The sequence below is a fragment of the Microbacterium luticellae genome (assembly GCF_050408645.1).
GTDB lineage: Bacteria > Actinomycetota > Actinomycetes > Actinomycetales > Microbacteriaceae > Microbacterium.
In genome coordinates this window covers 766,087-786,636 of record NZ_JBNTKE010000001.1, presented here as the reverse complement: position 1 = coordinate 786,636, position 20,550 = coordinate 766,087, and the positions used below count along the sequence as shown (strand labels likewise).

Below are 20,550 nucleotides of genomic sequence, written 5' to 3'. Positions count from 1 at the left end.
CCGTGATTAGGCGTCGGTGAGCCCGAGCCGATCGAGCATCCAGGCAAGCTCGTAGGCACGCTCGCGCCACGCGTTGTAGCGTCCGCTGACCCCGCCGTGGCCCGCCGCCATTTCACATTTGAGCAGCACGTGCTCGGCGCCGGCGTCGCGCAGTCGCGCAACCCATTTGGCGGGCTCCACGTAGAGAACGCGCGTGTCGTTGATCGAGGTCACGGCCAGAATGGGCGGATACGGGGCCCCATCACGCACGTTTTCGTACGGTGTGTACGACTTCATGTATTCGTACACTTCGGCGTCGTGCAGGGGGTCGCCCCATTCGTCCCATTCGACAACGGTGAGCGGAAGCGAGGGGTCGAGAATAGACGTGAGGGCGTCGACAAAGGGCACGACGGCGATAATCCCTGCGAACAGTTCGGGCGCAAGGTTGGCCACGGCCCCCATGAGTAGCCCACCGGCGCTACCACCCTCGGCAACCATCATCGTGGGTGCGGTAACTCCTGTGTCGACCAGGTGGCGAGCGCACGAAACAAAGTCGGTGAAGGTGTTGCGTTTGTGCAGCATTTTGCCGTGGTCGTACCATTGGCGGCCCATTTCACCGCCGCCGCGAACATGCGCAACGGCGAAGATTGCTCCGCGGTCGAGCTCAGAAAGTCGCATGGGCGAGAACGCCGGGTCAATTGAGTGCTCGTATGAGCCGTACCCGTAGAGGTGCAGTGGTCGGGGCCCGGCAGATGCGCCACCTGTTCCGGATGCCACACCCGGGTCGCCATACGACTTTTTCCACACCAGCGAGATAGGCACCTTGGTGCCGTCGTCGGCCGTGGCCCACTCACGGCGCTGCCCGTAGTCGTCGGGATTGTAGCCGCCGAGCACGATCTGTTGCTTGCGCACGTGCCGGGCTCCGGTGGCGGGTTCGAGTTCGAGCACGGTGCTCGGAGTGGTGAACGACCCGTATCCCATGCGCAGGAATGGCGAATGCCATTCGGGGTTGCTGCTAAAACCGGCCGAGTAGAGCGGTTCGTCAAACTCGATTTCGCTCACCGTGCCGTCGCTATACGACAAGATTCCTGCGCGTTGCAGACCTTCATGGCGGTATTCGACGGTCGCGTAGTCGCGGAAGCAGTCGATGTCGAGCAGACGCTGACCGGGCGTATGGGGGAGTACGACGCTGGGGTTGCGCTGCGGGTCACTGGCGTCGACGCGCACCAGTTCGAAGTCTTGCGCGTTGTCGTTGTGCAGAATGTACAGCACATCGCGGCCGTCGATAACGGCATGATCGGCGGTGTATTCAACCCCATCTTTCCGTGGCCACACCACTCGCGCCGGCGATGTGAGGTCGTTGGCGTCGATCAGGTGTTCTTCTGCCGTGATTTTCGACCCGACGTACACGATCAGGTACCGACGGCTGCGCGTGTATCCGGCACCCAGCCAAAAGCGATCATCGGGCTCATGAAAGAGCCGGATGTCGTCTGCCGTGCTGGTTCCTAGAGTGTGAAGCCAGAGGGTGTCGGGCCGCCAGGCTTCATCCCGGGTCGTGTACAGAATTCCTGTGCCGTCGACCGTGAAGAATGCCTGCGACGTGTTACGGATGATGTCGGTAAAGCTTTCACCCGTGACGAGGTCGCGGGCGTGCACGGTGTACAACTCGTCGCCCGAGGTGTCGGTTGACCACAGCATCCGGTTACCGTCGTCACTGATGTCGAAGGCGCCGAGCGCGAAGAATTCGTGGCCTTCCGCTTCGACATTGTTGTCGAGAAGAATTTCTTCGCCGTCGACGGGTTTGTCGGCCTCGAGCACCGGCGGGGTCCAGTCGTCGGCATCGCGAACGGCGGTGCGGCACTGGATACCGTACTGGGCACCCTCTTGTGTGCGACCGTAATACCACCAGTCGCCGCGGCGGGCGGGTACCGAGAGGTCGGTTTCTTGAATGCGCGAGCGCATTTCGGTAAATAGCTGGTCGCGCAGTGGCTCGAGGTGCTGCGTCTGTGCCTCGGTATATGCATTTTCGGCCTCGAGGTGAGCAACGACTTCGGGGTTTTCTTTGTCTCGCAACCAATCGTAGGGATCGCGGAACACGTCATTGTGGTGCGTGCGAATATGCGGTTTTTGTGCGGCGCGGGGTGCTGGTGGCAAAGACTGCGTCATGCCTCTACGGTAGTCGATCTGAGTTGACCGAAGCGGGATCGAGTGGAAGAATCCAGAGGGGCCGTTACTGGATTATGAACCCACGGTGAACTCTTCGTTCGTCACGCCGATATCATCGGCATTATTCCCGTTCCCTCTCTCGAAAGTGCACGGTGGAGACAGCAGCCCTCGTTGTCGTGCTTGTCATCGGACTAGCGTTATTTTTCGACTTCACTAATGGTTTTCACGATACGGCGAACGCTATGGCGACGCCTATCGCTACGGGTGCTTTAAAGCCCAAGACAGCGGTCACACTGGCCGCGATCCTCAACCTGGTTGGCGCGTTTTTGTCGACGGAGGTTTCTAAGACAGTGTCGGGTGGAATCGTGCGCGAGGATCAAATCGCGCATGAGATCCTCCCGTCGCTCATCTTTGCCGGTCTTATCGGTGCCATCACCTGGAACATGCTCACCTGGCTTCTCGGTCTGCCTTCGAGTTCTTCCCACGCTCTGTTTGGTGGACTCATTGGCGCGACGCTGGTGGGCGTTGGTCTGAGCGGTATTGACTTTGGTGTGGTGCTGTCGAAGGTTATTCTTCCGGCACTCATTGCGCCGTTGACGGCCGGGCTTATTGCTTTCGTCGCAACAAAAATTGCCTACGGCGTCACACGACGCTATGACGGCAAACCCGATGGCCGCGACGGTTTTCGGTGGGGTCAAATTTTGACGTCGTCGCTGGTGGCGCTGGCGCATGGCACGAACGATGCACAGAAGACGATGGGCGTGATCACTCTCGCGCTGATCACCGTCGGCTGGCAGTCGGGCGCACACCATGAGCCGCAGCTGTGGGTGATTGTTTCGTGTGCCGTCACTATTGCCCTGGGCACCTACCTGGGCGGTTGGCGCATTATTCGCACGCTGGGTAAAGGGCTCACCGAGGTGAAACCGGCGCAGGGCTTCTCGGCCGAGGCATCAACGTCTGCGACCATTCTTGCTTCGAGCGCACTGGGTTTTGCCCTGTCGACCACGCAGGTGGCGTCGGGCTCGGTCATTGGTTCGGGGCTGGGTCGTCGCGGCTCAACAGTGCGCTGGGGTACAGCCGGCCGAATCGCAATTGGCTGGGTTCTTACTCTTCCGGCGGCAGGACTCGTCGGTGGCTTTGCTGCGCTTCTTGTCGTCTGGTGGGGCTCGTGGGGTATCGGCATCGATGCGGTGCTGGCTGTCGCGGTGATCGTGGGGCTCTACCTGCGTTCACGCAGAAACGCTGTCACCGCACACAATGCTTTCAGTGATGTTGCGGCTTCTGGTCATGCGGTTGATGTTCCGGATGCACCACCGCCCACGCCGCGCCAGGCGCGAGCGATTCGTGCACGAGAAGAAGCACGCCGCCGGGCGGAAGAAAAAGAGGCTGCGCGCAAAGCAGCGAAAGAACGCAAAGACGCGAAGAAAAAATCGAGCGACGCGAAAAAGAAAACCAACGACGCGAAGAAAAAGTCGAAGAAAACGACCGCAGCCGTGCCTGTTCAGCCCGCACCCGACGCGTCGGCACCGCCGGAGAACATCACCGTTGAGGTACCCGTCGATGCCGCACCCGCGCAGCATGATTCGAGCGAGGAGCAGCAGCAATGACCATAGTTATTGACTGGGCAGCGTTCGTCAACGTCTTGGTGACCGCTCTCGCCGGTGCCACACTTCTCGTGACTTTTTATGCACTGGGGTTGCGCCTGCTGGTTCGCTCCGGCCGCGCACCAGTGGTAACGCCGGCCGAGTTCACCGACGCCATCACCGTTATTACGCCCAAAGAAGCCAAGAAGGCTGCCAAGGCGGCGGCAAAGGCCGCTAAGAAGAGCCCTCTCACCGAGGCGCAGAAGAAGTTTGCATTTGTGTGTGCCCTGGCCTGTTTTGCGCTGTGTGCAGCGGCGGTTATCGGCGGCATTCTCGTTATTGTGCTGCACCACTGACCGGCGTGTCTCGGTGCGCGTCGGTGGGTGTCGGTGCCTGCCTCTAGGCTGGCGGTATGGCGCAGCATCCGGTGAACTTTGGGCAGTATCCGTTGCCGACGCACACGATTGTGCACCTGAGCGACACGCATTTGCTTGCCGGCGGAGCACTGCTCGGCGGCCGCTATGACACCCGGGCCCGCCTGCAAGCGACGGTGGCAGCAATGCGCCGGATGCAGCTGCGCCCCGATGCCCTCGTTATTACCGGTGATCTCACCGACCTCGCCGAACCCGCAGCCTACGCCGATCTACGCAGCATTCTTGAACCGCTTGCGGCCGAATGGAATGCGCCACTGGTGTGGGTCGCGGGTAACCACGACGAACGCCCCGCACTGCACGAGCACCTGCTCGATGGCGAACCATCGCTTCGCCCCGTGACGGGCGTGTGGAATCTTTCTGGCCTGCGGCTCGTGGCCGTCGATACCAGCGTGCCCGGCTGGCATCACGGCGAAATCGATGACGACCAGCGGGAGTGGTTAGCGCAGGTTCTGCAGCATCCGGCACCACACGGCACTATTCTTGCCATGCATCACCCACCGGTACCGAGCCATATTCCGTTCTTCGACGTGCTCGAGCTACGTAACCAGCAGGCGCTCGCCGAAGTTGTGCGCGGCAGTGATGTGCGCGCCATACTGGCGGGGCACCTGCACTACTCCACTTTTTCGACGTTCGCAGGCATACCGGTGAGCGTGGCCTCTGCATCGTGTTACACGATGAATCTTTCACGCCCCGCATATGAGGTGAATGGGATGGATAGTGCGCAGGCTTTTCAGCTTGTTCATGTGCGGCCCGAAACGATTACTCACTCGGTGGTTCCGGCGGCAGAAACAGAGACGGCAGAAGTGTTTACGTCCGAGTGGGTCGAGAACATGGCGCGGTTGAGCGAGCAGGAACGCTTAGAAGCTTTCTCCCGCAAGAGGTAAGGGGCATTCTGCTCGGTAGACTGGGGGCATCCCCCCTCATCTATCAGCCACGACCCACGAGGATGTGACATGGCCGCCGAGGCGCCTGCAAGTACACGTACAGAAACCGATTCGATTGGGAGCATGGAGATTCCGGTCGATGCGTATTGGGGGGTGCATACGGCGCGTGCTGCCGAGAACTTTCCCATTACCAAGCGCCCGATTTCTGTTTACCCTGATCTTGTTCGAGCGTTGGCGATGGTCAAACAGGCCAGCGCGCGCGCAAATAAGCAGATTGGCGTGCTGGATGCCGAGCGTGCCGATCTGATCGATGCCGCATCGCAGCGCGTTATCGACGGCGAGTTTCACGAACAGTTCATCGTCGGGGTCATTCAGGGCGGTGCAGGCACCTCGACCAATATGAACGCGAACGAGGTGATCACCAACATTGCCCTCGAGATGGCGGGACACACCAAGGGCGACTATTCGTATTTGCACCCGATCGATCACACTAACCGCAGCCAATCCACCAACGACGTTTATCCCACAGCAATTAAAGTGGGCCTTTCGCTCAACCTGCACGACCTGCTCGACGAGCTCAACCTGTTGCGTGGTTCGTTTCTGACGAAGGCGACCGAGTTTCACGACATTTTGAAGGTGGGGCGCACGCAGCTGCAAGACGCTGTTCCTATGACGCTCGGCCAAGAGTTTCACGGTTTTGCCACGACGCTGAGCGAAGACCACAAGCGGCTCACCGAGAACGCATCGCTGCTGTTTGAAATCAATATGGGTGCGACCGCCATCGGTACCGGCATCACCACGCATCCCGACTACGCGGGCGCTGTGCTGCATCACCTGCGCGAGATCTCGGGGCTCGACCTGAAGACCGCCTCAGACCTGGTCGAATCAACGAGCGATACCGGGTCTTTTATGTCGTTCTCGTCGTCGCTGAAGCGCAATGCGATCAAGCTGTCGAAGATTTGTAACGACCTGCGCCTGCTGTCGTCGGGCCCACAGGCGGGCCTGGGCGAAATTAACCTGCCGGCAAAGCAGGCTGGTTCGTCGATTATGCCGGGCAAGGTGAATCCTGTTATTCCCGAGGTCGTGAACCAGGTGGCTTTTGCTGTGGCTGGTTCTGACATGACCGTGACAATGGCGGTCGAAAGCGGTCAGCTGCAGTTGAACGCTTTCGAACCGGTGATTGCCCACTCGATTTTCCAGTCGATCACGTGGATGCGGCAGGCGATGTGGACGCTGCGAGTCAACTGTGTCGACGGCATCACCGCCAACCGTGACCGCCTGGGGGCCATGGTTGGCTCATCGGTGGGAGTGATCACGGCGCTGACGCCATTTATTGGCTACGCGGCTTCGGCGGCACTAGCAAAAACGGCACTGTTGACGCACCGCAACGTTGCCGATCTGGTTGTTGAAGCCGGTCTTATGGAGCGCGACGAAGTGATGAAGCAGCTCTCGCCCGCGCGGCTTTCGGGCCTCGAAACAGCAACCGCGGCGATCCCGATCATCTCGGCCGAAGACCTCCCAGAGTAATCCGAGAAAACGGAGCATTCGAACGGAGTCACGGAACGGGCGTGATTGTCACGTGCACAGACGCCCGCACCGGACTCCGTTCGATGACCACCGCACGTTGTGGGGTGACGTACAGCACGGAGAGTCCGCGCGCTGTGCTACTCGTCGAGAATTCGGCAGTGGGTGGTGAGTTCGCCGATTCCGTCGATGCCGACGGTCACGGTTGAGCGGTCACGAAGAAAGATTTGCGGTTCACGTGAGTATCCGGCGCCGCCGGGGCTGCCGGTCGAGATGAGGGTTCCGGGCAGCAGTGTGATCGACTGCGAAAGGTGCGCGATGAGTGTCGCAACGGTGCGCACCATGTGGTCGGTGGAGGAATCTTGCACGGTGTGTCCGTCGATCACTGTCCAAATGTGCAGGTCTTGAGGGTTGGGGATTTCATCAGCTGTGACGACAACGGGGCCTGTCGGGGTAAAGCCGTCAAAAGACTTGCAGCGCGACCATTGCGCTTCGGCAAATTGAATATCGCGTGCCGTGATGTCGTTCACCACCGTGTAGCCCCACACGTGGTCGAGTGCGGTGTCGGGCGCGACGTCTTTTGCGGGAGCACCAATAATGACGCCGAGTTCTGCCTCGTAGTCGACCGATTCGCTGAGCGAACGCGGCCAAGAAATCGTTTGTTCATGCCCCGCAAGCGAATTGGGCCACAGGGTGAACACGGTGGGTGCGGCATCGGTTTTTAAGCCGAGCTCACTGGAGTGTGCTGCATAGTTGAGCCCGACGGCAATAATCGCGGGTGGTGCCAGCACAGCCGAGGCATAGGCGACGTCGTCGAGAGAGATCTTCGCGCGCTCGGGGGCTTCGGATGCCGCGTGTCGTACCTGTGCCAGCAGGGTGTCACCGCCCTGTATGAGTTGCTGCAGAGTTGAAGGGGCGTCGGGAAAGAGCGAGTTAACAACAATCGCGCCTGTGTCATCGATGACGGCCAGGCTTGCTGTTGAATCTTCGCTGCGGCGAAGGTGAGCAAAGCGCATGCTTCCACGCTACCCGGCTGCCGCGTTTGGTGGCTTAGGCTCGTGGATATGACTGTGGGCACGCCCTATCACCAACCGTTTCATGACCCAGCTTCGCAGGGTGGCGCCGTTGACCCGTGGGGGCGTGGGATGCAGCAACCCGTTCAGCAGCCGCAGCAGGCCATCGCACCGCTACCTGTTCCCGTGCGACGTGGTCGTTCGGCCCCGATCTGGGTGTTCGGTGTGCTCATCTTTTTACTGCTGGGAATCATCGGCTACTTTCTTACCTTCTTGGGCGCTGCAGCATCGATCGTGGGGCTTTTTGCCGCACTGATTCCGCTGGCAATTGTGATTTGTGGGGCCCTCGTTATTGACCGCTGGGAGCCGGAGCCGTGGAGTCTGCGCCTGCTGGCCCTCGGGTGGGGTGGGGTTGTTGCCGTGGGTATGGCGCTGATCGCGAGCCTGGCAACAAGTTTTGTTTTTGGGGCCCTGCCCGGCTACGAAGCCATGATGAGTATTGTGCAAGCGCCGATCGTTGAAGAGGTGGGCAAGGGGCTCGGCCTGCTGGTCATTTTTCTCATTGCCCGCCGTACTTTCGATGGCCCGATCGATGGCGTCGTTTATGGGGCGCTGATTGGCGCGGGTTTTGCGTTCGTCGAAAACATTCAATATTTTGCGGTGAGCATTATTGATGGCGGTGCTGTGCAACTCGGCATGACATTTGTATTGCGAGGCCTGCTTTCGCCTTTTGCCCATGCCATGTTTACCGCTGTTACGGGAGCCCTCATGGGAATCGCTGCGCGACGCCATGGCACAGCGGGAGCGGTTTTTGTTAGCGGGCTGCTCGGTCTTGCCGGCGCCATTGCGCTGCATATGTTTTGGAACTGGTCGGCAACATTTGGCTCATTTTTTGCGTTGTATTTCACGCTGCAGGTGCCGCTGTTCGTTGGTTTTATTGTGACGATCGTTCTTCTGCGTCGAGAAGAAGAACGTGCGACGCTGAAGAACTTTGCTGTGTATTCTGCGGCGGGTTGGTTTACTCCCGAAGAGGTCGCCATGCTGGCAACACCCACGGGCCGCCGTGCGGGAATGCAGTGGGCGGCGCATTTACGTGGTGACCGTCGTCCGCTGATGCGCACATTCATTCGCGACGCCACCGCATTGGCGAGCGTGCGGCAGCGCATAGTTAATGGCAGCGACCGGTTGGCTCCTGCCGATGAGCAGGCGTTACTGATCAGAATGACGGCAACCCGGGCACAGTTGCTGGCACCGTAGTACGAGCGGGCGTCGTAGCAAGAACAGACTCAGCGCCCGGTGCCGCGGCGATGCCTGCGTGTCTTCCGGGCGCTGAGTTGATCTAGTTCTGACTCTACGCCTGGTTTTTGTGGTGTCAAGACCTATTTTTGTTCGCTGTTGGCGCGCGCCGATACGTTGACCGATGCGTGCTGCTCGGGTTGGATAGAACGCATGACTGAGCGTACGAAGCCTGAATTTGATGCCCCCGAGGGTCCGGCCCCCAGCGAGCTTGTCGTTCGCGACATCATTGCCGGTACGGGCGAAGAAGCAAAGCCCGGCGACACGGTCACGGTGCACTATGCCGGGGTCGAGTATGACTCTGGCGAAGAGTTTGACTCATCGTGGGGCCGTGGCGAGACTATTCAGTTCCCTCTGCGGGGTCTGATTCAGGGATGGCAAGAGGGTATTCCCGGCATGAAGGTGGGCGGTCGACGCGAACTGGTCGTGCCTCCGCACCTCGCATATGGGCCAGCAGGCTCGGGACATTTCCTCAGTGGTAAAACACTTATTTTCATTATTGACCTGGTGGGGGTCGGCGCCTGAGCGCAATAGCCACAGGATCCCGGATGCCGCGCAGCATCCGGGATCTTTATTTTTCGGTCACCACACGGGAATATATGCGAGTGCATGCAAGTTGAGCCCTGTAGATCGCCGCACACGCGGCCTATGCACGCAAGGAGAAAATTCGTATGACCACCATTGACGTTCCTGGTTACCGCCCCGGCACCTGGGTTCTCGACCCCAAGCACAGCGAAGTGACCTTCAGCGTTCGCCACATGATGATCTCGAAGGTGCGCGGCACATTCGGAGTAAAAAGCGCAACCGTGTCGGCACCCGAGAACCCCTTAGAAGCACGCGTGCAAGCCAGCGTAGATGTGACATCGGTCGACACCAACGATGCCAACCGTGACGCCCACCTGCTCTCCGCCGACTTCTTTGACGCCGAAAACTATCCCACGATGGAGTTTGTTTCTACCGGTGCGCGCATCGAAGGTGATGACTTTATTGTCGACGGCGACTTGACGATTCGTGGCATCACCAAACCCGTTAGCTTTGAGCTCGAGTTCGGTGGTTTTGGGTCTGACCCCTACGGCAACTACAAAGCAGGAGCCTCAGCAACGACCGTTATTAACCGCGAAGACTTTGGTCTTACCTGGAACGCAGCTCTCGAGACCGGCGGTGTTCTCGTGGGCAAAGAAATCACGATCACGCTCGACCTGCAGGGTGCTCTTGAGAGGGAGCCCGAACTGGCCTCGTAGCACGCTGCCCGTGCGCTGCCGCCGATCCTGCCCGTTTTTATGGCGCGGGGTCGGCGGCGTCGTATTCGCGAAAGCGGGGTGTCAGCCGCGTGAGGAATGCCGCGAGGCCAATGACCAGTAGTCCGCCAAGAAGTGGCGGAAACCACAGTGCTGTCGCGGTCGCAAGGGCACCGGCATAGAGGGCCCCTACGCGGGGGCCGCCGGCCACCACAACAATAAACACCCCCTGTAGTCGGCCCCGCATGGTGTCGGGTACGGCCGCCTGCATCATCGTGTTGCGATAGATCGAGCTGACATTATCGGCCGCACCCGAGAGCGCAAGAGCCACACATGCAGCCGCGATGAGCACAATATTCGGTTGGGTTTCGGATGCCGGGGGAGCCCAGAGTCCGAGCAGAACGACAACCCCAAACAGCGCAATGGCCGCGCCGTATGCCTGTACGGCGCGCTGAATGCCGCGGCCGTGCCAGCGGTACTGCACAATACGGCCCGATAGCAGGCTCGATAGGAATGTTCCCACCGCTACGGATGCCGTGAGCAGGCCCGTTGTCACGGCTCCACCGCCGAGCAGTATCGTGCCGAGGGCGGGAAAGAGCGCGAGGGGCTGGCCAAAGGTCATGGCGCAAATATCGAGCAGATACTGCATGCGAATATTGGCGGCGCTGCGAAGAAACTTCCAGCCGTCGATGAGTGATGCAAGACCCGGGCGCACAATGGTGCCTTCGGGTCGTAGTGGGGGAAGCGTCCAGAGCCCCAGGAACATTGCGAGCATGAGGAGCACATCGATCGAGTAGGTCCAGCCGTACCCCGTTGCGGCAACGAGCAATCCGGCGGCAGCGGGGCCGACCATGACGGTGAGGCCGAAAGTGACGCCGTTCAGAGCAGAGGCTGAAGCCAGTAGCGAGGTAGGAATCAGCCGCGGCACGATCGCTGTGCGCGTGGCCATACCGACAGAGTTTGCTGCGGCCGTGATCATGCTCAGGGCATAGAGCCACCAGATGCTGACAAATCCGGTCCAGGTGAGCGTCGCTAGCAGGAGCGTGGATGAAAAGGCGATGGTGGCTGCGATGAGCGCGAGACGTCGACGGTCAAAAGCGTCGGCGAGCATTCCGCCGTAGAGCCCGGCCAAAATCATGGGAATGAGTCCGGCGAAGGCGATCATCGATACGGCAAAGGTGCTTCCCGTGAGGGCGAAAACATGCAGCATGACCGTGACGATCGTCAGCTGACCGCCGATTCCAGCTAATGACGAGCCGATCCACATGCGGGCGAAGGCGGGGCTTTCTCGCAGGGGGCGAAGGTCGATGAGCAGGCCCCGGGCAGGGCTCACAAGCCCTTCCTGTGACAGTGGTGCATACCTAGAGGTTATCGCTGATAGACTCGTTAGGTTGCCGTTTGATCGGCCGCGGATGAAGAGAGCCCACACAGAAGGTGCAGGGCGCCGCGCAACGGACGAAAGGGGATCGGTTCTATGGCACTGGAAGCAGACGTCAAGAAGGCGATCATTGAAGAGTACGCGACGCACCCCGGTGACACCGGTTCCCCCGAGGTGCAGGTTGCAATGCTGACGCAGCGCATCAAAGACCTCACCGAGCACCTGAAAGACCACAAGCACGACCACCACTCGCGCCGTGGCCTTTTCTTGCTCGTTGGTCAGCGCCGTCGTCTGCTCGGCTACCTCCAGGACGTCGACATCGAGCGCTACCGTGCGCTGATCGACAAACTCGGACTCCGCCGCTAAGCAGCGCAATTTGCGTTCAATCGCGCAAAACATTCTTGAGAAGGCCGCCCCAGGTGTGGGGCGGCCTTCTGGTTTTTGTCGTGCAGATTTTGTGCTGCGGGAATATTCTCAGCGGCCACTCGTTACAGTAGATGTATTCACATGAATGAAACATCGTGTGCGGTGTTCCCGCTCACAGAACAGGGAGAGCACGGTGAACAGTCAACCCCAAACCGGTGGGATGCAGTTCGGCATTATGTCGGTCAGCGACATCACACGCGACCCAGTGACGGGCGTAACACCGAGTGAGGCCGAACGCATTCGCAACACGGTGACAATCGCCAAGCACGCAGAAGAGGTGGGGCTTGATGTTTTTGCCATTGGCGAGCACCACAACCCGCCGTTTTGGTCGTCGAGCCCAACGACCGCTCTGGCGTACATTGCTGCGCAGACAGAGCGTCTGATTGTCTCGACGTCAACGACGCTTATCACAACGAACGACCCGGTAAAGATCGCCGAAGACTACGCGATGCTGCAGCATCTGAGTGATGGCCGGATGGACCTGATGATGGGTCGCGGCAACACGGGGCCGGTGTATCCGTGGTTCGGTAAAGACATTCGCCAGGGGCTGCCGCTCGCGATCGAAAACTACGCGCTGCTGCACCGGTTGTGGCGTGAAGACGTGGTCGACTGGGAAGGCCAGTTTCGTACGCCTCTGCAGGGATTCACTTCGACTCCGCGTCCGCTCGACGGTGTTGCGCCTTTTGTGTGGCACGGTTCGATTCGCACGCCCGAGATTGCCGAGCAGGCGGCGTATTACGGTGATGGTTTCTTTGCGAACAATATTTTCTGGCCCAAGGAGCACTACCAGCGTCTGATTGAGCTGTATCGTCAACGTTTTGCTCACTATGGGCATGGCACACCGGAGCAGGCGATTGTTGGTCTGGGCGGGCAAGCATTCATCCGCCCTCGTTCGCAAGATGCTGTCAATGAGTTCCGACCCTATTTCGATAACGCTCCCGTTTATGGCAATGGTCCTGCTATGGAAGACTTCACCGAGATGACTCCGCTGGTGGTGGGTTCACCGCAGCAGGTGATTGACCGTTATGCCGCTATGCGTGAGCATTTCGGGCACTATCAGCGTCAACTTTTCTTGATGGACCACGCGGGTCTTCCGCTGAAGATCGTGCTTGAACAGCTTGACCTGTTGGGCGGCGAGGTCGTGCCTGTTTTGCGGCGCGAGATGGCTGCGGATCGCCCCGCGAGTGTTCCGGATGCTCCGACCCACCAGGCGCGTGTGCAGGCTGTGTTTGGTGATGGACCAACGCGTCAGGCTCGCCCGGGCGCTAATCGCGGCGACAACTTGACGGCTGGTTCGCCGTATCAGGATGGCGGTATTTTTGGGCCGCAGGCCGCAGCCGATGACACAGTGAAGGAGAAGTGACATGACAACGCGGAAGCTAGCGGTGGTTTCGGCAGGGCTGTCGAATCCTTCATCGACCCGGATGCTTGCCGACCGTCTTGCTGCGGCAACCGTGGCCGAACTAGACGATCTTGTGGGTGCTGAGCCGGTGACGGTAGAGACGATTGAGTTGCGTGATCTGGCGCACGACATTACCGATAATCTGCTGACGGGGTTTGCCCGGCCGGCGCTGGAGGCTGCGCTAAAAGCTGTGGCTTCGGCGGATGGTCTGATCGTGGTGACACCGATTTTTTCGACGAGCTACTCGGGGCTGTTCAAGTCGTTTGTCGACGTTATTGACCGTGAGGCACTGACGGGTATGCCGGTCTTGATCGGCGCGAACGCTGGTACGGCACGGCATTCTCTTGCTATCGACTACGCCATTCGGCCGTTGTTTACCTATCTGCATGCTGCGCCGGTGTCGACGGGGGTGTTCGCGGCGTCGTCTGACTGGGGTGCCGATGCCGATACGGTTGCTCCGTTGAGTGCCCGTGTGCAGCGGGGGGCTGCCGAGCTTGCTGCCGCGATGGTGGGCGCGCATTCGCGTCGGCCGGTGGCTGATCCTTACGATCCGGCGACGTATGCGCAGCCGGGCCGGTCGTTTGAGCACATGCTGGGTGGTTTCTCGGGCGCCTAGGTTTTCCAACTGTCGAGTGTTGTCAGCAGTGCGTGCGTGGTCGCTTCTGGGGCGTCCCACGTGAGCATGTGGCCGGCACCGGCAATGACCTGTTCGCTGATTCCTTCTGCCGTGGCCCACCGGGACATGGCTGTAGCGATGTTTCCGGTGCGGTCGTCGGCGCCGCGAATGAGCGCGAGGGGCACGGGAGTGCGGTACCCCGGGTCGGGTGTTATCAGTGACACGGTGGCTTTCCACACGTCGATAAACGTGCGTTTAGGCATGCGCGCAAAGAGCTCTTCGGTTTTTTCGATCGCCGTGGCAGTGCTTGCCGAGGCGCGGGCCATAACCCTGGGTAGTGCGCGTGCCGGAACAGCACGGAGTGCGGGTGAAGCAAGTTTCAGCGCCCAGCGTTCGAAGGCTGATAGTGGCCCGGTGTTCCAGGTTGCGTCGAGCACAATGATGCCGCCTACTCGCTGAGGGTGGTGGCGTACGAGCGACTGGGCGAGGTTGCCGCCCAGTGAGTGCCCCACCACGATCGGGCGCGTGAGGCGGCATTCATCGAGGAGCGCGAGTAGGTCGTCGCGTGCGTTGTCGGCGGTAAATGGGGTGTTCCGGATGCTGACTGACTGACCATGTTCACGCATGTCCCAGGTGATTACACGGTAGCCGCATTCACTCAGTGCGGCTGCTTGTTCGTCGAACATAGAGTGATCGACACCGGCGCCGTGCGTGAAAACTATCGGGCGACCGTCGCCGCCCGAGTCGGAGAAAGAAATCGTGGCGGTGGGGCGGCGCAGCACATGCTCGACGGAAGCCATTTACCGACTATATTGCAGAGTCGCTAGCGTAAGAGCATGAGAATTGCGGTGGCGGGTGGTAGTGGAAAAGTCGGTGCTGAGGTGGTGCGGGTTGCTCACGAACGGGGCTGGGATACGCGTGTTCTCTCGCGCAGTGCAGGCGTTGATGTGCGAACCGGTGCGGGTTTGGCAGAGGCTGTTGCCGGATGCAGCGCCGTGATCGATGTGCTCGGTGTTGCAACGTTGAACGCTCGCCTGGCTGAAGAATTTTTTCTTACGACAACGAAGAATCTGCTGGCGGCAGAAGAGTCGGCGGGTGTGACTCACCATATAACGCTGTCGATCGTGGGGGTCGACCGCGCCCCCTATGGCTATTACGGCGCAAAGCTTGCTCAAGAACGCGCGGTAGAAGCATCGCCTGTCGCGTGGACGCTGCAGCGAACAACACAGTTTCACGATTTTGCGGAGCAGATGTTTCACCGCATGGGGCTGGGGGTGTTGCATCCGGTGCCGCGGATGCGCACACAACCCGTTGATGTGCATGAGGTCGCGGTGCGTCTTATTGATGCGGTAGATAATGGTCCGGTGGGGCGGGCGCGTGATCTTGCGGGGCCGCACGAAGAAGATTTAGGCACCATGATGCGCGCCTGGGCGCGGCATCGGGGCTACCGCGCGTTGATGCCGCGAGTGCCGTTACCCGGCGCTTTTGGTCGCGCCATGCGCAATGGCGACGTACTGCCGGGAAGTGACACCGATATCGGTGCGGTGAGCTTTGCTCAGTGGCTTGCCCGCCAGCCTCACAGCTAGTACCAGCCGACGTCTTCGGAGTGCTGCCAGGCAGCGCAGGGGGTGCCATACACGGTGCTGATGTAGCTCAAACCCCAGTCGATCTGCGTGCGACCGTTTGTGCGCCAGTCGGCTCCGGCCGATGCCATCTTTTCTCCCGGTAGTGCCTGCGGAATTCCGTAAGCACCGCTGTACGGGTTTTCGGCATCGGCCCGCCACCCCGACTCGCGATTCCACAACCACACAAGACAATCAAACTGGCCGCCACCCCAGCCGTAAGCGCCGATGGCACCGCGCGCATAGGCCTGCGCTGCCGCCGGATCAACAATTACATCACCCGGGCCAGGGTTGGGTGCGGGGTCGGGGGAGGGCTCCGGTTGAGGTGCTGGAGGATCGGCAGGCTGTGGCGCATCCGGATGCTGCTGCCCACCGCCATCGTTCTCATCGTCATCGATGTTCTGCCCAATCCACCACAGACGCTCCAACTCGGCCGTTGTGTTGTTGAGCACAGCCAACTGCTCATACATGGTGGCGATGCGGCCGTTGAGATCGGCAACAGTCGCGGCCTCTGTTTCCAGCGCCGTCTGCGCCTGTGCCGCGGCCCTTTCGGCCTCGGCCGCTAAACGGTCATATTCGGCGCGTGCTGCCTCAGCCTGGTCATTGAGTGAAGCAGCAACATCGTGCGTCACCCGGGCATCGCGATACAGGTTGCTCCAGGTGGCACTGATGCGGTCCCAACGGCCCAGATCAGCCAGCAGGTCGTCGGGGTTGGAGGCAGTCAACACCCGCACACCCGTGGGCGCGGCAGCCTCGCTGCGGTAACGCTGTGCTGCCACAGCACCTATACCCGTTGTAACATCGGCGGCGCGGTCGGCAGCCTCATCGCGTGATTGCCCCAGCGCGTTTACTGTTGCTTCAGCACGGTCAGCGTCATCGCGCGCCTGTGTGGCCATGCGCTCGGCCTGCTGCGCGGCAACGGAAACTGTTGCTGCCTTCTGCTGTGCTGTCTCGAGAGCCGTGTGAATAGCTGCCACCTGTTGCTCGGCTGCATGCTCATCGGCACGAGCCTGCTCCACTTCTTCCCACGTGGGATAGTCGTCGGCCGCTGCCGACGCGGGGCTCACACCGGCCACCAGCACAGCCGCCACAGCGACAGAGCACAGCGCACCGCGCGTTAACTTTTTGCGTCCCCAGAGCATAGTTTTACGGTAGTCGCCCCGCGGCCTGCCTGCCACATCGATCAAAAAAATGCCGGATGACAGGGAATTGTGCGATGACGCTGATAGGGTTCACAGTAGGAGCGGTCAACGCAGAAGCTGGTCTCCTGTGGTGGGTTCCTCGACACACGGTCGGGTGATCTTCTACTGGTGGCCAGCACCGGCAGCGGGCGCAAGAAAAACCCGCATGCTTCCCTCTGTTTTTTACTGCTCCTTCACGATGCTCGCGCCCACACGGGGTGCGAGCCTAAACAAAGAAGGAGAGACCTCTTGGAAGGTCCAGAAATCACGGCAACAGAAGCCGTACTTGATAACGGCCGTTTTGGCACCCGTACCGTCCGTTTCGAAACCGGACGCCTCGCACAGCAGGCCCAGGGAGCAGTCGCTGCCTACCTCGACGACGAAACTATGCTGCTGTCGGCGACAAGCGCCAGCAAGCACCCGCGTGAAGGCTTTGACTTCTTTCCGCTGACCGTCGACGTAGAAGAGCGCTCCTACGCCGCAGGCAAGATTCCGGGCTCGTTCTTCCGCCGCGAGGGTCGCCCCTCTACCGAGGCGATCCTGGTCTGCCGTCTGATCGACCGTCCGCTGCGCCCGTCGTTCGTCGACGGCTTACGTAACGAAGTGCAGATTGTCATCACCGTGCTGTCTATCGCACCCGGTGAGTACTACGACGCACTCGCTATCAACGCGGCATCCGCGTCGACCCAGATTTCGGGTCTGCCGTTCTCGGGTCCCATCGCTGGTGTGCGCATGGTGCTCATCCCCGGCCAGGGCGAACACGACGACCAGTGGGTTGTCTTCCCCAACGCCGAACAGGTAGACCAGGCAGTCTTCGACCTCGTTGTCGCCGGCCGCGTTGTTACCAAGGCTGATGGCACAGAAGACGTAGCCATCATGATGGTCGAAGCAGAAGCAACCGAGCACAGCTGGGAACTCATCAAGGCCGGTGCCACCAAACCCAACGAAGACATCGTTGCGGCAGGTCTGGAAGCCTCCAAGCCCTTCATCCGTCAGCTGGTGCAGGCACAGGCCGAGATGGCTGCTTCCGCCTCGAAAGAACCCGGCATTTACCCCGTGTTCCCGCCGTACGCCGACGAGGTTTACAACTTCGTGGCCGAGCGCGCCGAGAACGAACTCGTCTCGATCTACCAGATCGGCGACAAAGTTGAGCGTCAGAACGCCGACGACGCCGTTAAGGAGCGCGTCAAGGCTGAGGTTGCTGCGGCTGTTGAAGAAGGCAAGCTTCCTGACAGCGCAGCAGCAGAGTTCTCGAACGCCTACAAGGCAGTAACCAAGAAGATCGTTCGCGGTCGCATTCTCACCGAGGGTGCCCGCATCGACGGCCGCGGCCTGGCAGACATTCGTGCGCTCGACGCCGAAGTTCAGGTCATCCCGCGCGTGCACGGATCAGCCATCTTCCAGCGTGGTGAAACGCAGATTCTGGGTGTTACCACGCTCAACATGCTCAAGATGGAGCAGCAGATCGACTCGCTGTCACCCATCACCAGCAAGCGCTACATGCACCACTACAACTTCCCGCCCTACTCGACCGGTGAAACCGGCCGCGTAGGAAGCCCGAAGCGCCGCGAGATTGGCCATGGTTTCTTGGCCGAGCGCGCACTGGTGCCGGTGCTCCCGACGCGCGAAGAGTTCCCATACGCTATTCGTCAGGTTTCTGAGGCGCTCAGCTCGAACGGCTCGACATCGATGGGATCGGTCTGTGCATCGACGCTGTCGCTGCTCAACGCCGGTGTTCCGCTGCGCGCCGCTGTTGCAGGTATCGCGATGGGTCTTGTCTCGGACGAGGTCGACGGTCAGACTCGTTACGCGGCACTCACCGACATCCTCGGTGCAGAAGACGCGCTCGGCGACATGGACTTCAAGGTTGCCGGTACGAGCGAGTTCATTACCGCCATCCAGCTGGACACCAAGCTCGACGGCATTCCTTCTGAGGTGCTGACGGGCGCGCTGACGCAGGCGAAGGAGGCACGCTTGACCATCCTCAACGTGCTCAACGCCGCCATCGACACGCCTGATGAGATGGCGCCGACCGCGCCGCGCGTGATCAGTGTGCAGATTCCCGTCGACAAGATCGGTGAACTGATCGGCCCCAAGGGCAAGACGATCAACTCGATTCAAGACGAGACCGGCGCACAGATCTCGATCGAAGAAGACGGCACCGTGTACATTGGCGCGACCGATGGTCCTTCGGCCGAGGCAGCTCGTGCACAGGTCAACGCCATCGCCAACCCCACCAACCCTGAAGTGGGCGAGCAGTTCTTGGGCACGGTGGTGAAGATCGCCAGCTTTGGTGCCTTCGTCTCGCTGCTGCCCGGCAAGGACGGCCTGCTGCACATCAGCGAGGTACGTAAGCTGACCGGTGGCAAGCGCGTAGAGAACGTCGAAGACGTTCTGAACGTTGGCCAGAAGATTCTTGTCAAGATCACCAAGATCGACGATCGCGGCAAGCTGTCGCTCGAGCCTGTGCTCGAAGAGGCCGAGGCTGCCGACGAGGTTGCTGCAGCAGAGTAGTAGCGAATTTCAGAACCCGCTTGTCCTCCAAATGGGGGACAAGCGGGTTCTTTTTGCAAACTGAAACGGCAAGCGTTACCAAAATGTCATAGAAAAGCCGAGAAATAGGGCAGAGCCACCTATCTCGTCACCTACGCTCGAATTACGTGCTCAATGGTGCAACCATTGTGCGGCGTATAGGGGGTGGGGTATATGCGTAGTTCTGGTGTAGGCACAGTCGAAGGTCCAGCACAGACGCCAACGCGCGCGCAAAAAGGCCCAACACCCGCATCCGAAATCACGCAGAACCGCGATGCCGACTCAGTGTGGCAGCACCCGTCAGCACCCATACCCGTGCAGGGACCCGGCATCGGCTCGAGGCTGCGAGTCTCGCTGGGCCAGAGCGCGCATCGAATATTTCCACTCATTTTGGGTGGTGCAGAATTCGGTTGGAATACCGACACAGCAATGAGTCACCGCATTCTCGACCGGTATGCCGAGTTTGGCGGCAATATGGTGCACACCTCCGACGGCTTCTCCGGTGGCCGTAGCGAGTACATCATCGGCGAGTGGCTGGCCCAGCGCCGCCTACGCGATGACATCGTTGTTGCTGCGCGCGTAGGCACCCACCCCGATAATCCGGGACTCGGGCCTGTTAACCTGGTGCGCGCGGTCGAAGCGACCCTGACCCGCATGAACATCGACACCATCGACGTGCTGTACCTGCATGCGAAAGACGACGCCACCGCGCTCGACGACACGTTGGCGACCGCAGAGTGGCTGGTCGAAGCAGGTAAGGTGCGCACGATTGGCGTGCGTGGTTTTGACGCCGTTCGACTGGTCGAAGCCCGCATCCTGGCATCGGCAGGATACCCGCTGATCGAGGTTCTTGATGCCCCGTATAACCTGTTGCGTCGGGCAGCGTTTGACGGCGACCTACGCCTCGTTGCGGCTGCGCAATCACTGGCCGTTACGCCCTCGCATGCACTGGAACACGGTTTTCTGGCGGGTCACCACCGCACACGCGCCGACACACGGCAGGGCGCGCGAGGTCTGCAACTGCGTGAACACGTCAACCGGCGCGGCCTCAAAACTCTGAAAGCGCTCGATGCGATTGCCCACGACGTGCAGGCCACTCCCGCGGCGGTCGCCGTCGCGTGGCTGCTGCACCAGCGCACGATCACTGCACCCATCGTTAACGCTCGCAGCGTCGAACACGTTGACGAGCTTATGAAGGGCGTCGGTATCGACCTCACGCGGGCACACATGAGCGACCTCCAGCGCGCAAGCGCCTAAGCGCAGCACTGCGGACCGC

Annotated in this window: 18 protein-coding genes; 13 read left to right on the top strand and 5 right to left on the bottom strand. The window is 60.5% G+C overall.

Annotated elements, in window-relative coordinates:
- Positions 1 to 6: 6 nt before the first annotated feature.
- Positions 7 to 2,145 carry a S9 family peptidase gene (locus ACQUSW_RS04000; protein WP_428930957.1) on the bottom strand — a complete coding sequence of 713 codons (2,139 nt, stop codon included), beginning with the start codon at positions 2,143 to 2,145 and terminating at the stop codon, positions 7 to 9.
- Positions 2,146 to 2,297: 152 nt separating this feature from the next.
- On the opposite strand from ACQUSW_RS04000, the gene ACQUSW_RS03995 reads away from it, so the two are divergent.
- The 4 genes from ACQUSW_RS03995 to ACQUSW_RS03980 all read left to right on the top strand — a co-directional run bounded on the left by ACQUSW_RS03995 (position 2,298) and on the right by ACQUSW_RS03980 (position 6,573).
- Complete coding sequence (locus ACQUSW_RS03995; RefSeq protein WP_428930956.1) at positions 2,298 to 3,752, top strand: inorganic phosphate transporter; 1,455 nt, start codon at positions 2,298 to 2,300, stop codon at positions 3,750 to 3,752.
- The gene (locus tag ACQUSW_RS03990) at positions 3,749 to 4,084 is read left to right on the top strand and encodes a peptidase (protein WP_428930955.1); all 336 of its coding nucleotides are present in this window, start codon (positions 3,749 to 3,751) and stop codon (positions 4,082 to 4,084) included. The genes ACQUSW_RS03995 and ACQUSW_RS03990 overlap by 4 nt, the downstream gene beginning before the upstream one ends.
- A 56-nt stretch (positions 4,085 to 4,140) precedes the next feature.
- Positions 4,141 to 5,046 (top strand): phosphodiesterase, encoded by a 906-nt coding sequence (locus ACQUSW_RS03985; protein WP_428930954.1) that lies wholly within the window; start codon positions 4,141 to 4,143, stop codon positions 5,044 to 5,046.
- Between the two features lie 69 nt (positions 5,047 to 5,115).
- Positions 5,116 to 6,573: an aspartate ammonia-lyase gene (locus tag ACQUSW_RS03980; protein ID WP_428930953.1), complete on the top strand. Its 1,458-nt coding sequence runs from the start codon at positions 5,116 to 5,118 to the stop codon at positions 6,571 to 6,573.
- 137 nt (positions 6,574 to 6,710) lie between these two features.
- Here ACQUSW_RS03980 and ACQUSW_RS03975 read toward each other — a convergent pair whose 3' ends face one another.
- The gene (locus ACQUSW_RS03975) at positions 6,711 to 7,586 is read right to left on the bottom strand and encodes a fumarylacetoacetate hydrolase family protein (protein WP_428930952.1); all 876 of its coding nucleotides are present in this window, start codon (positions 7,584 to 7,586) and stop codon (positions 6,711 to 6,713) included.
- 48 nt (positions 7,587 to 7,634) lie between these two features.
- Between ACQUSW_RS03975 and ACQUSW_RS03970 the strand changes: the two genes are divergently transcribed.
- The 3 genes from ACQUSW_RS03970 to ACQUSW_RS03960 all read left to right on the top strand — a co-directional run bounded on the left by ACQUSW_RS03970 (position 7,635) and on the right by ACQUSW_RS03960 (position 10,120).
- Positions 7,635 to 8,840 carry a PrsW family intramembrane metalloprotease gene (locus ACQUSW_RS03970; RefSeq protein ID WP_428930951.1) on the top strand — a complete coding sequence of 402 codons (1,206 nt, stop codon included), beginning with the start codon at positions 7,635 to 7,637 and terminating at the stop codon, positions 8,838 to 8,840.
- Between the two features lie 192 nt (positions 8,841 to 9,032).
- On the top strand, positions 9,033 to 9,404 hold the full coding sequence (locus ACQUSW_RS03965; protein WP_428930950.1) for an FKBP-type peptidyl-prolyl cis-trans isomerase: 372 nt from the start codon (positions 9,033 to 9,035) through the stop codon (positions 9,402 to 9,404).
- A gap of 146 nt (positions 9,405 to 9,550) precedes the next feature.
- On the top strand, positions 9,551 to 10,120 hold the full coding sequence (locus ACQUSW_RS03960; RefSeq protein ID WP_428930949.1) for a YceI family protein: 570 nt from the start codon (positions 9,551 to 9,553) through the stop codon (positions 10,118 to 10,120).
- 37 nt (positions 10,121 to 10,157) lie between these two features.
- On the opposite strand, the gene ACQUSW_RS03955 is transcribed toward ACQUSW_RS03960, so the two are convergent.
- Complete coding sequence (locus tag ACQUSW_RS03955; RefSeq protein WP_428930948.1) at positions 10,158 to 11,450, bottom strand: MFS transporter; 1,293 nt, start codon at positions 11,448 to 11,450, stop codon at positions 10,158 to 10,160.
- Positions 11,451 to 11,591: 141 nt separating this feature from the next.
- On the opposite strand from ACQUSW_RS03955, the gene rpsO reads away from it, so the two are divergent.
- The 3 genes from rpsO (at position 11,592) to ACQUSW_RS03940 (ending at position 13,939) form a co-directional block, all read left to right on the top strand.
- Positions 11,592 to 11,861, top strand: a complete 270-nt coding sequence (gene rpsO, locus ACQUSW_RS03950) for a 30S ribosomal protein S15 (RefSeq protein ID WP_428930947.1) — start codon at positions 11,592 to 11,594, stop codon at positions 11,859 to 11,861.
- A 220-nt stretch (positions 11,862 to 12,081) separates the two neighbouring features.
- Positions 12,082 to 13,284, top strand: a complete 1,203-nt coding sequence (locus tag ACQUSW_RS03945) for an LLM class flavin-dependent oxidoreductase (RefSeq protein ID WP_428931274.1) — start codon at positions 12,082 to 12,084, stop codon at positions 13,282 to 13,284.
- 1 nt (position 13,285) lies between these two features.
- Entirely contained in the window at positions 13,286 to 13,939 is a 654-nt protein-coding gene (locus ACQUSW_RS03940) for an FMN reductase (RefSeq protein WP_428930946.1), read from the top strand.
- Here the strand turns inward: ACQUSW_RS03940 and ACQUSW_RS03935 are convergent.
- Positions 13,936 to 14,739 (bottom strand): alpha/beta fold hydrolase, encoded by an 804-nt coding sequence (locus ACQUSW_RS03935; RefSeq protein WP_428930945.1) that lies wholly within the window; start codon positions 14,737 to 14,739, stop codon positions 13,936 to 13,938. The two genes, ACQUSW_RS03940 and ACQUSW_RS03935, sit on opposite strands and share 4 nt — an antisense overlap.
- A gap of 36 nt (positions 14,740 to 14,775) precedes the next feature.
- Between ACQUSW_RS03935 and ACQUSW_RS03930 the strand changes: the two genes are divergently transcribed.
- Positions 14,776 to 15,525 (top strand): SDR family oxidoreductase, encoded by a 750-nt coding sequence (locus tag ACQUSW_RS03930; protein WP_428930944.1) that lies wholly within the window; start codon positions 14,776 to 14,778, stop codon positions 15,523 to 15,525.
- On the opposite strand, the gene ACQUSW_RS03925 is transcribed toward ACQUSW_RS03930, so the two are convergent.
- The gene (locus tag ACQUSW_RS03925; RefSeq protein WP_428930943.1) at positions 15,522 to 16,703 is read right to left on the bottom strand and encodes a coiled-coil domain-containing protein; all 1,182 of its coding nucleotides are present in this window, start codon (positions 16,701 to 16,703) and stop codon (positions 15,522 to 15,524) included. The two genes, ACQUSW_RS03930 and ACQUSW_RS03925, sit on opposite strands and share 4 nt — an antisense overlap.
- A gap of 288 nt (positions 16,704 to 16,991) precedes the next feature.
- Here ACQUSW_RS03925 and ACQUSW_RS03920 point away from each other — a divergent pair, with 288 nt between their 5' ends.
- Both ACQUSW_RS03920 and ACQUSW_RS03915 read left to right on the top strand, forming a co-directional pair.
- Positions 16,992 to 19,256 carry a polyribonucleotide nucleotidyltransferase gene (locus ACQUSW_RS03920; RefSeq protein WP_428930942.1) on the top strand — a complete coding sequence of 755 codons (2,265 nt, stop codon included), beginning with the start codon at positions 16,992 to 16,994 and terminating at the stop codon, positions 19,254 to 19,256.
- A 192-nt stretch (positions 19,257 to 19,448) separates the two neighbouring features.
- The gene (locus tag ACQUSW_RS03915; protein ID WP_428930941.1) at positions 19,449 to 20,531 is read left to right on the top strand and encodes an aldo/keto reductase; all 1,083 of its coding nucleotides are present in this window, start codon (positions 19,449 to 19,451) and stop codon (positions 20,529 to 20,531) included.
- Positions 20,532 to 20,550: the final 19 nt, after the last annotated feature.

Bases quoted from the DNA above. Each gene is read 5' to 3' on its own strand.
- rpsO (WP_428930947.1), top strand. From the start codon at position 11,592: ATGGCACTGGAAGCAGACGTCAAGAAGGCGATCATTGAAGAGTACGCG.
- ACQUSW_RS03915 (WP_428930941.1), top strand. From the start codon at position 19,449: ATGCGTAGTTCTGGTGTAGGCACAGTCGAAGGTCCAGCACAGACGCCA.
- ACQUSW_RS03960 (WP_428930949.1), top strand. From the start codon at position 9,551: ATGACCACCATTGACGTTCCTGGTTACCGCCCCGGCACCTGGGTTCTC.
- ACQUSW_RS03970 (WP_428930951.1), top strand. From the start codon at position 7,635: ATGACTGTGGGCACGCCCTATCACCAACCGTTTCATGACCCAGCTTCG.
- ACQUSW_RS03945 (WP_428931274.1), top strand. From the start codon at position 12,082: ATGCAGTTCGGCATTATGTCGGTCAGCGACATCACACGCGACCCAGTG.
- ACQUSW_RS03940 (WP_428930946.1), top strand. From the start codon at position 13,286: ATGACAACGCGGAAGCTAGCGGTGGTTTCGGCAGGGCTGTCGAATCCT.
- ACQUSW_RS03975 (WP_428930952.1), bottom strand. From the start codon at position 7,586: ATGCGCTTTGCTCACCTTCGCCGCAGCGAAGATTCAACAGCAAGCCTG.
- ACQUSW_RS03965 (WP_428930950.1), top strand. From the start codon at position 9,033: ATGACTGAGCGTACGAAGCCTGAATTTGATGCCCCCGAGGGTCCGGCC.
- ACQUSW_RS03980 (WP_428930953.1), top strand. From the start codon at position 5,116: ATGGCCGCCGAGGCGCCTGCAAGTACACGTACAGAAACCGATTCGATT.
- ACQUSW_RS03985 (WP_428930954.1), top strand. From the start codon at position 4,141: ATGGCGCAGCATCCGGTGAACTTTGGGCAGTATCCGTTGCCGACGCAC.
- ACQUSW_RS03990 (WP_428930955.1), top strand. From the start codon at position 3,749: ATGACCATAGTTATTGACTGGGCAGCGTTCGTCAACGTCTTGGTGACC.
- ACQUSW_RS03925 (WP_428930943.1), bottom strand. From the start codon at position 16,703: ATGCTCTGGGGACGCAAAAAGTTAACGCGCGGTGCGCTGTGCTCTGTC.
- ACQUSW_RS03930 (WP_428930944.1), top strand. From the start codon at position 14,776: ATGAGAATTGCGGTGGCGGGTGGTAGTGGAAAAGTCGGTGCTGAGGTG.
- ACQUSW_RS04000 (WP_428930957.1), bottom strand. From the start codon at position 2,145: ATGACGCAGTCTTTGCCACCAGCACCCCGCGCCGCACAAAAACCGCAT.
- ACQUSW_RS03935 (WP_428930945.1), bottom strand. From the start codon at position 14,739: ATGGCTTCCGTCGAGCATGTGCTGCGCCGCCCCACCGCCACGATTTCT.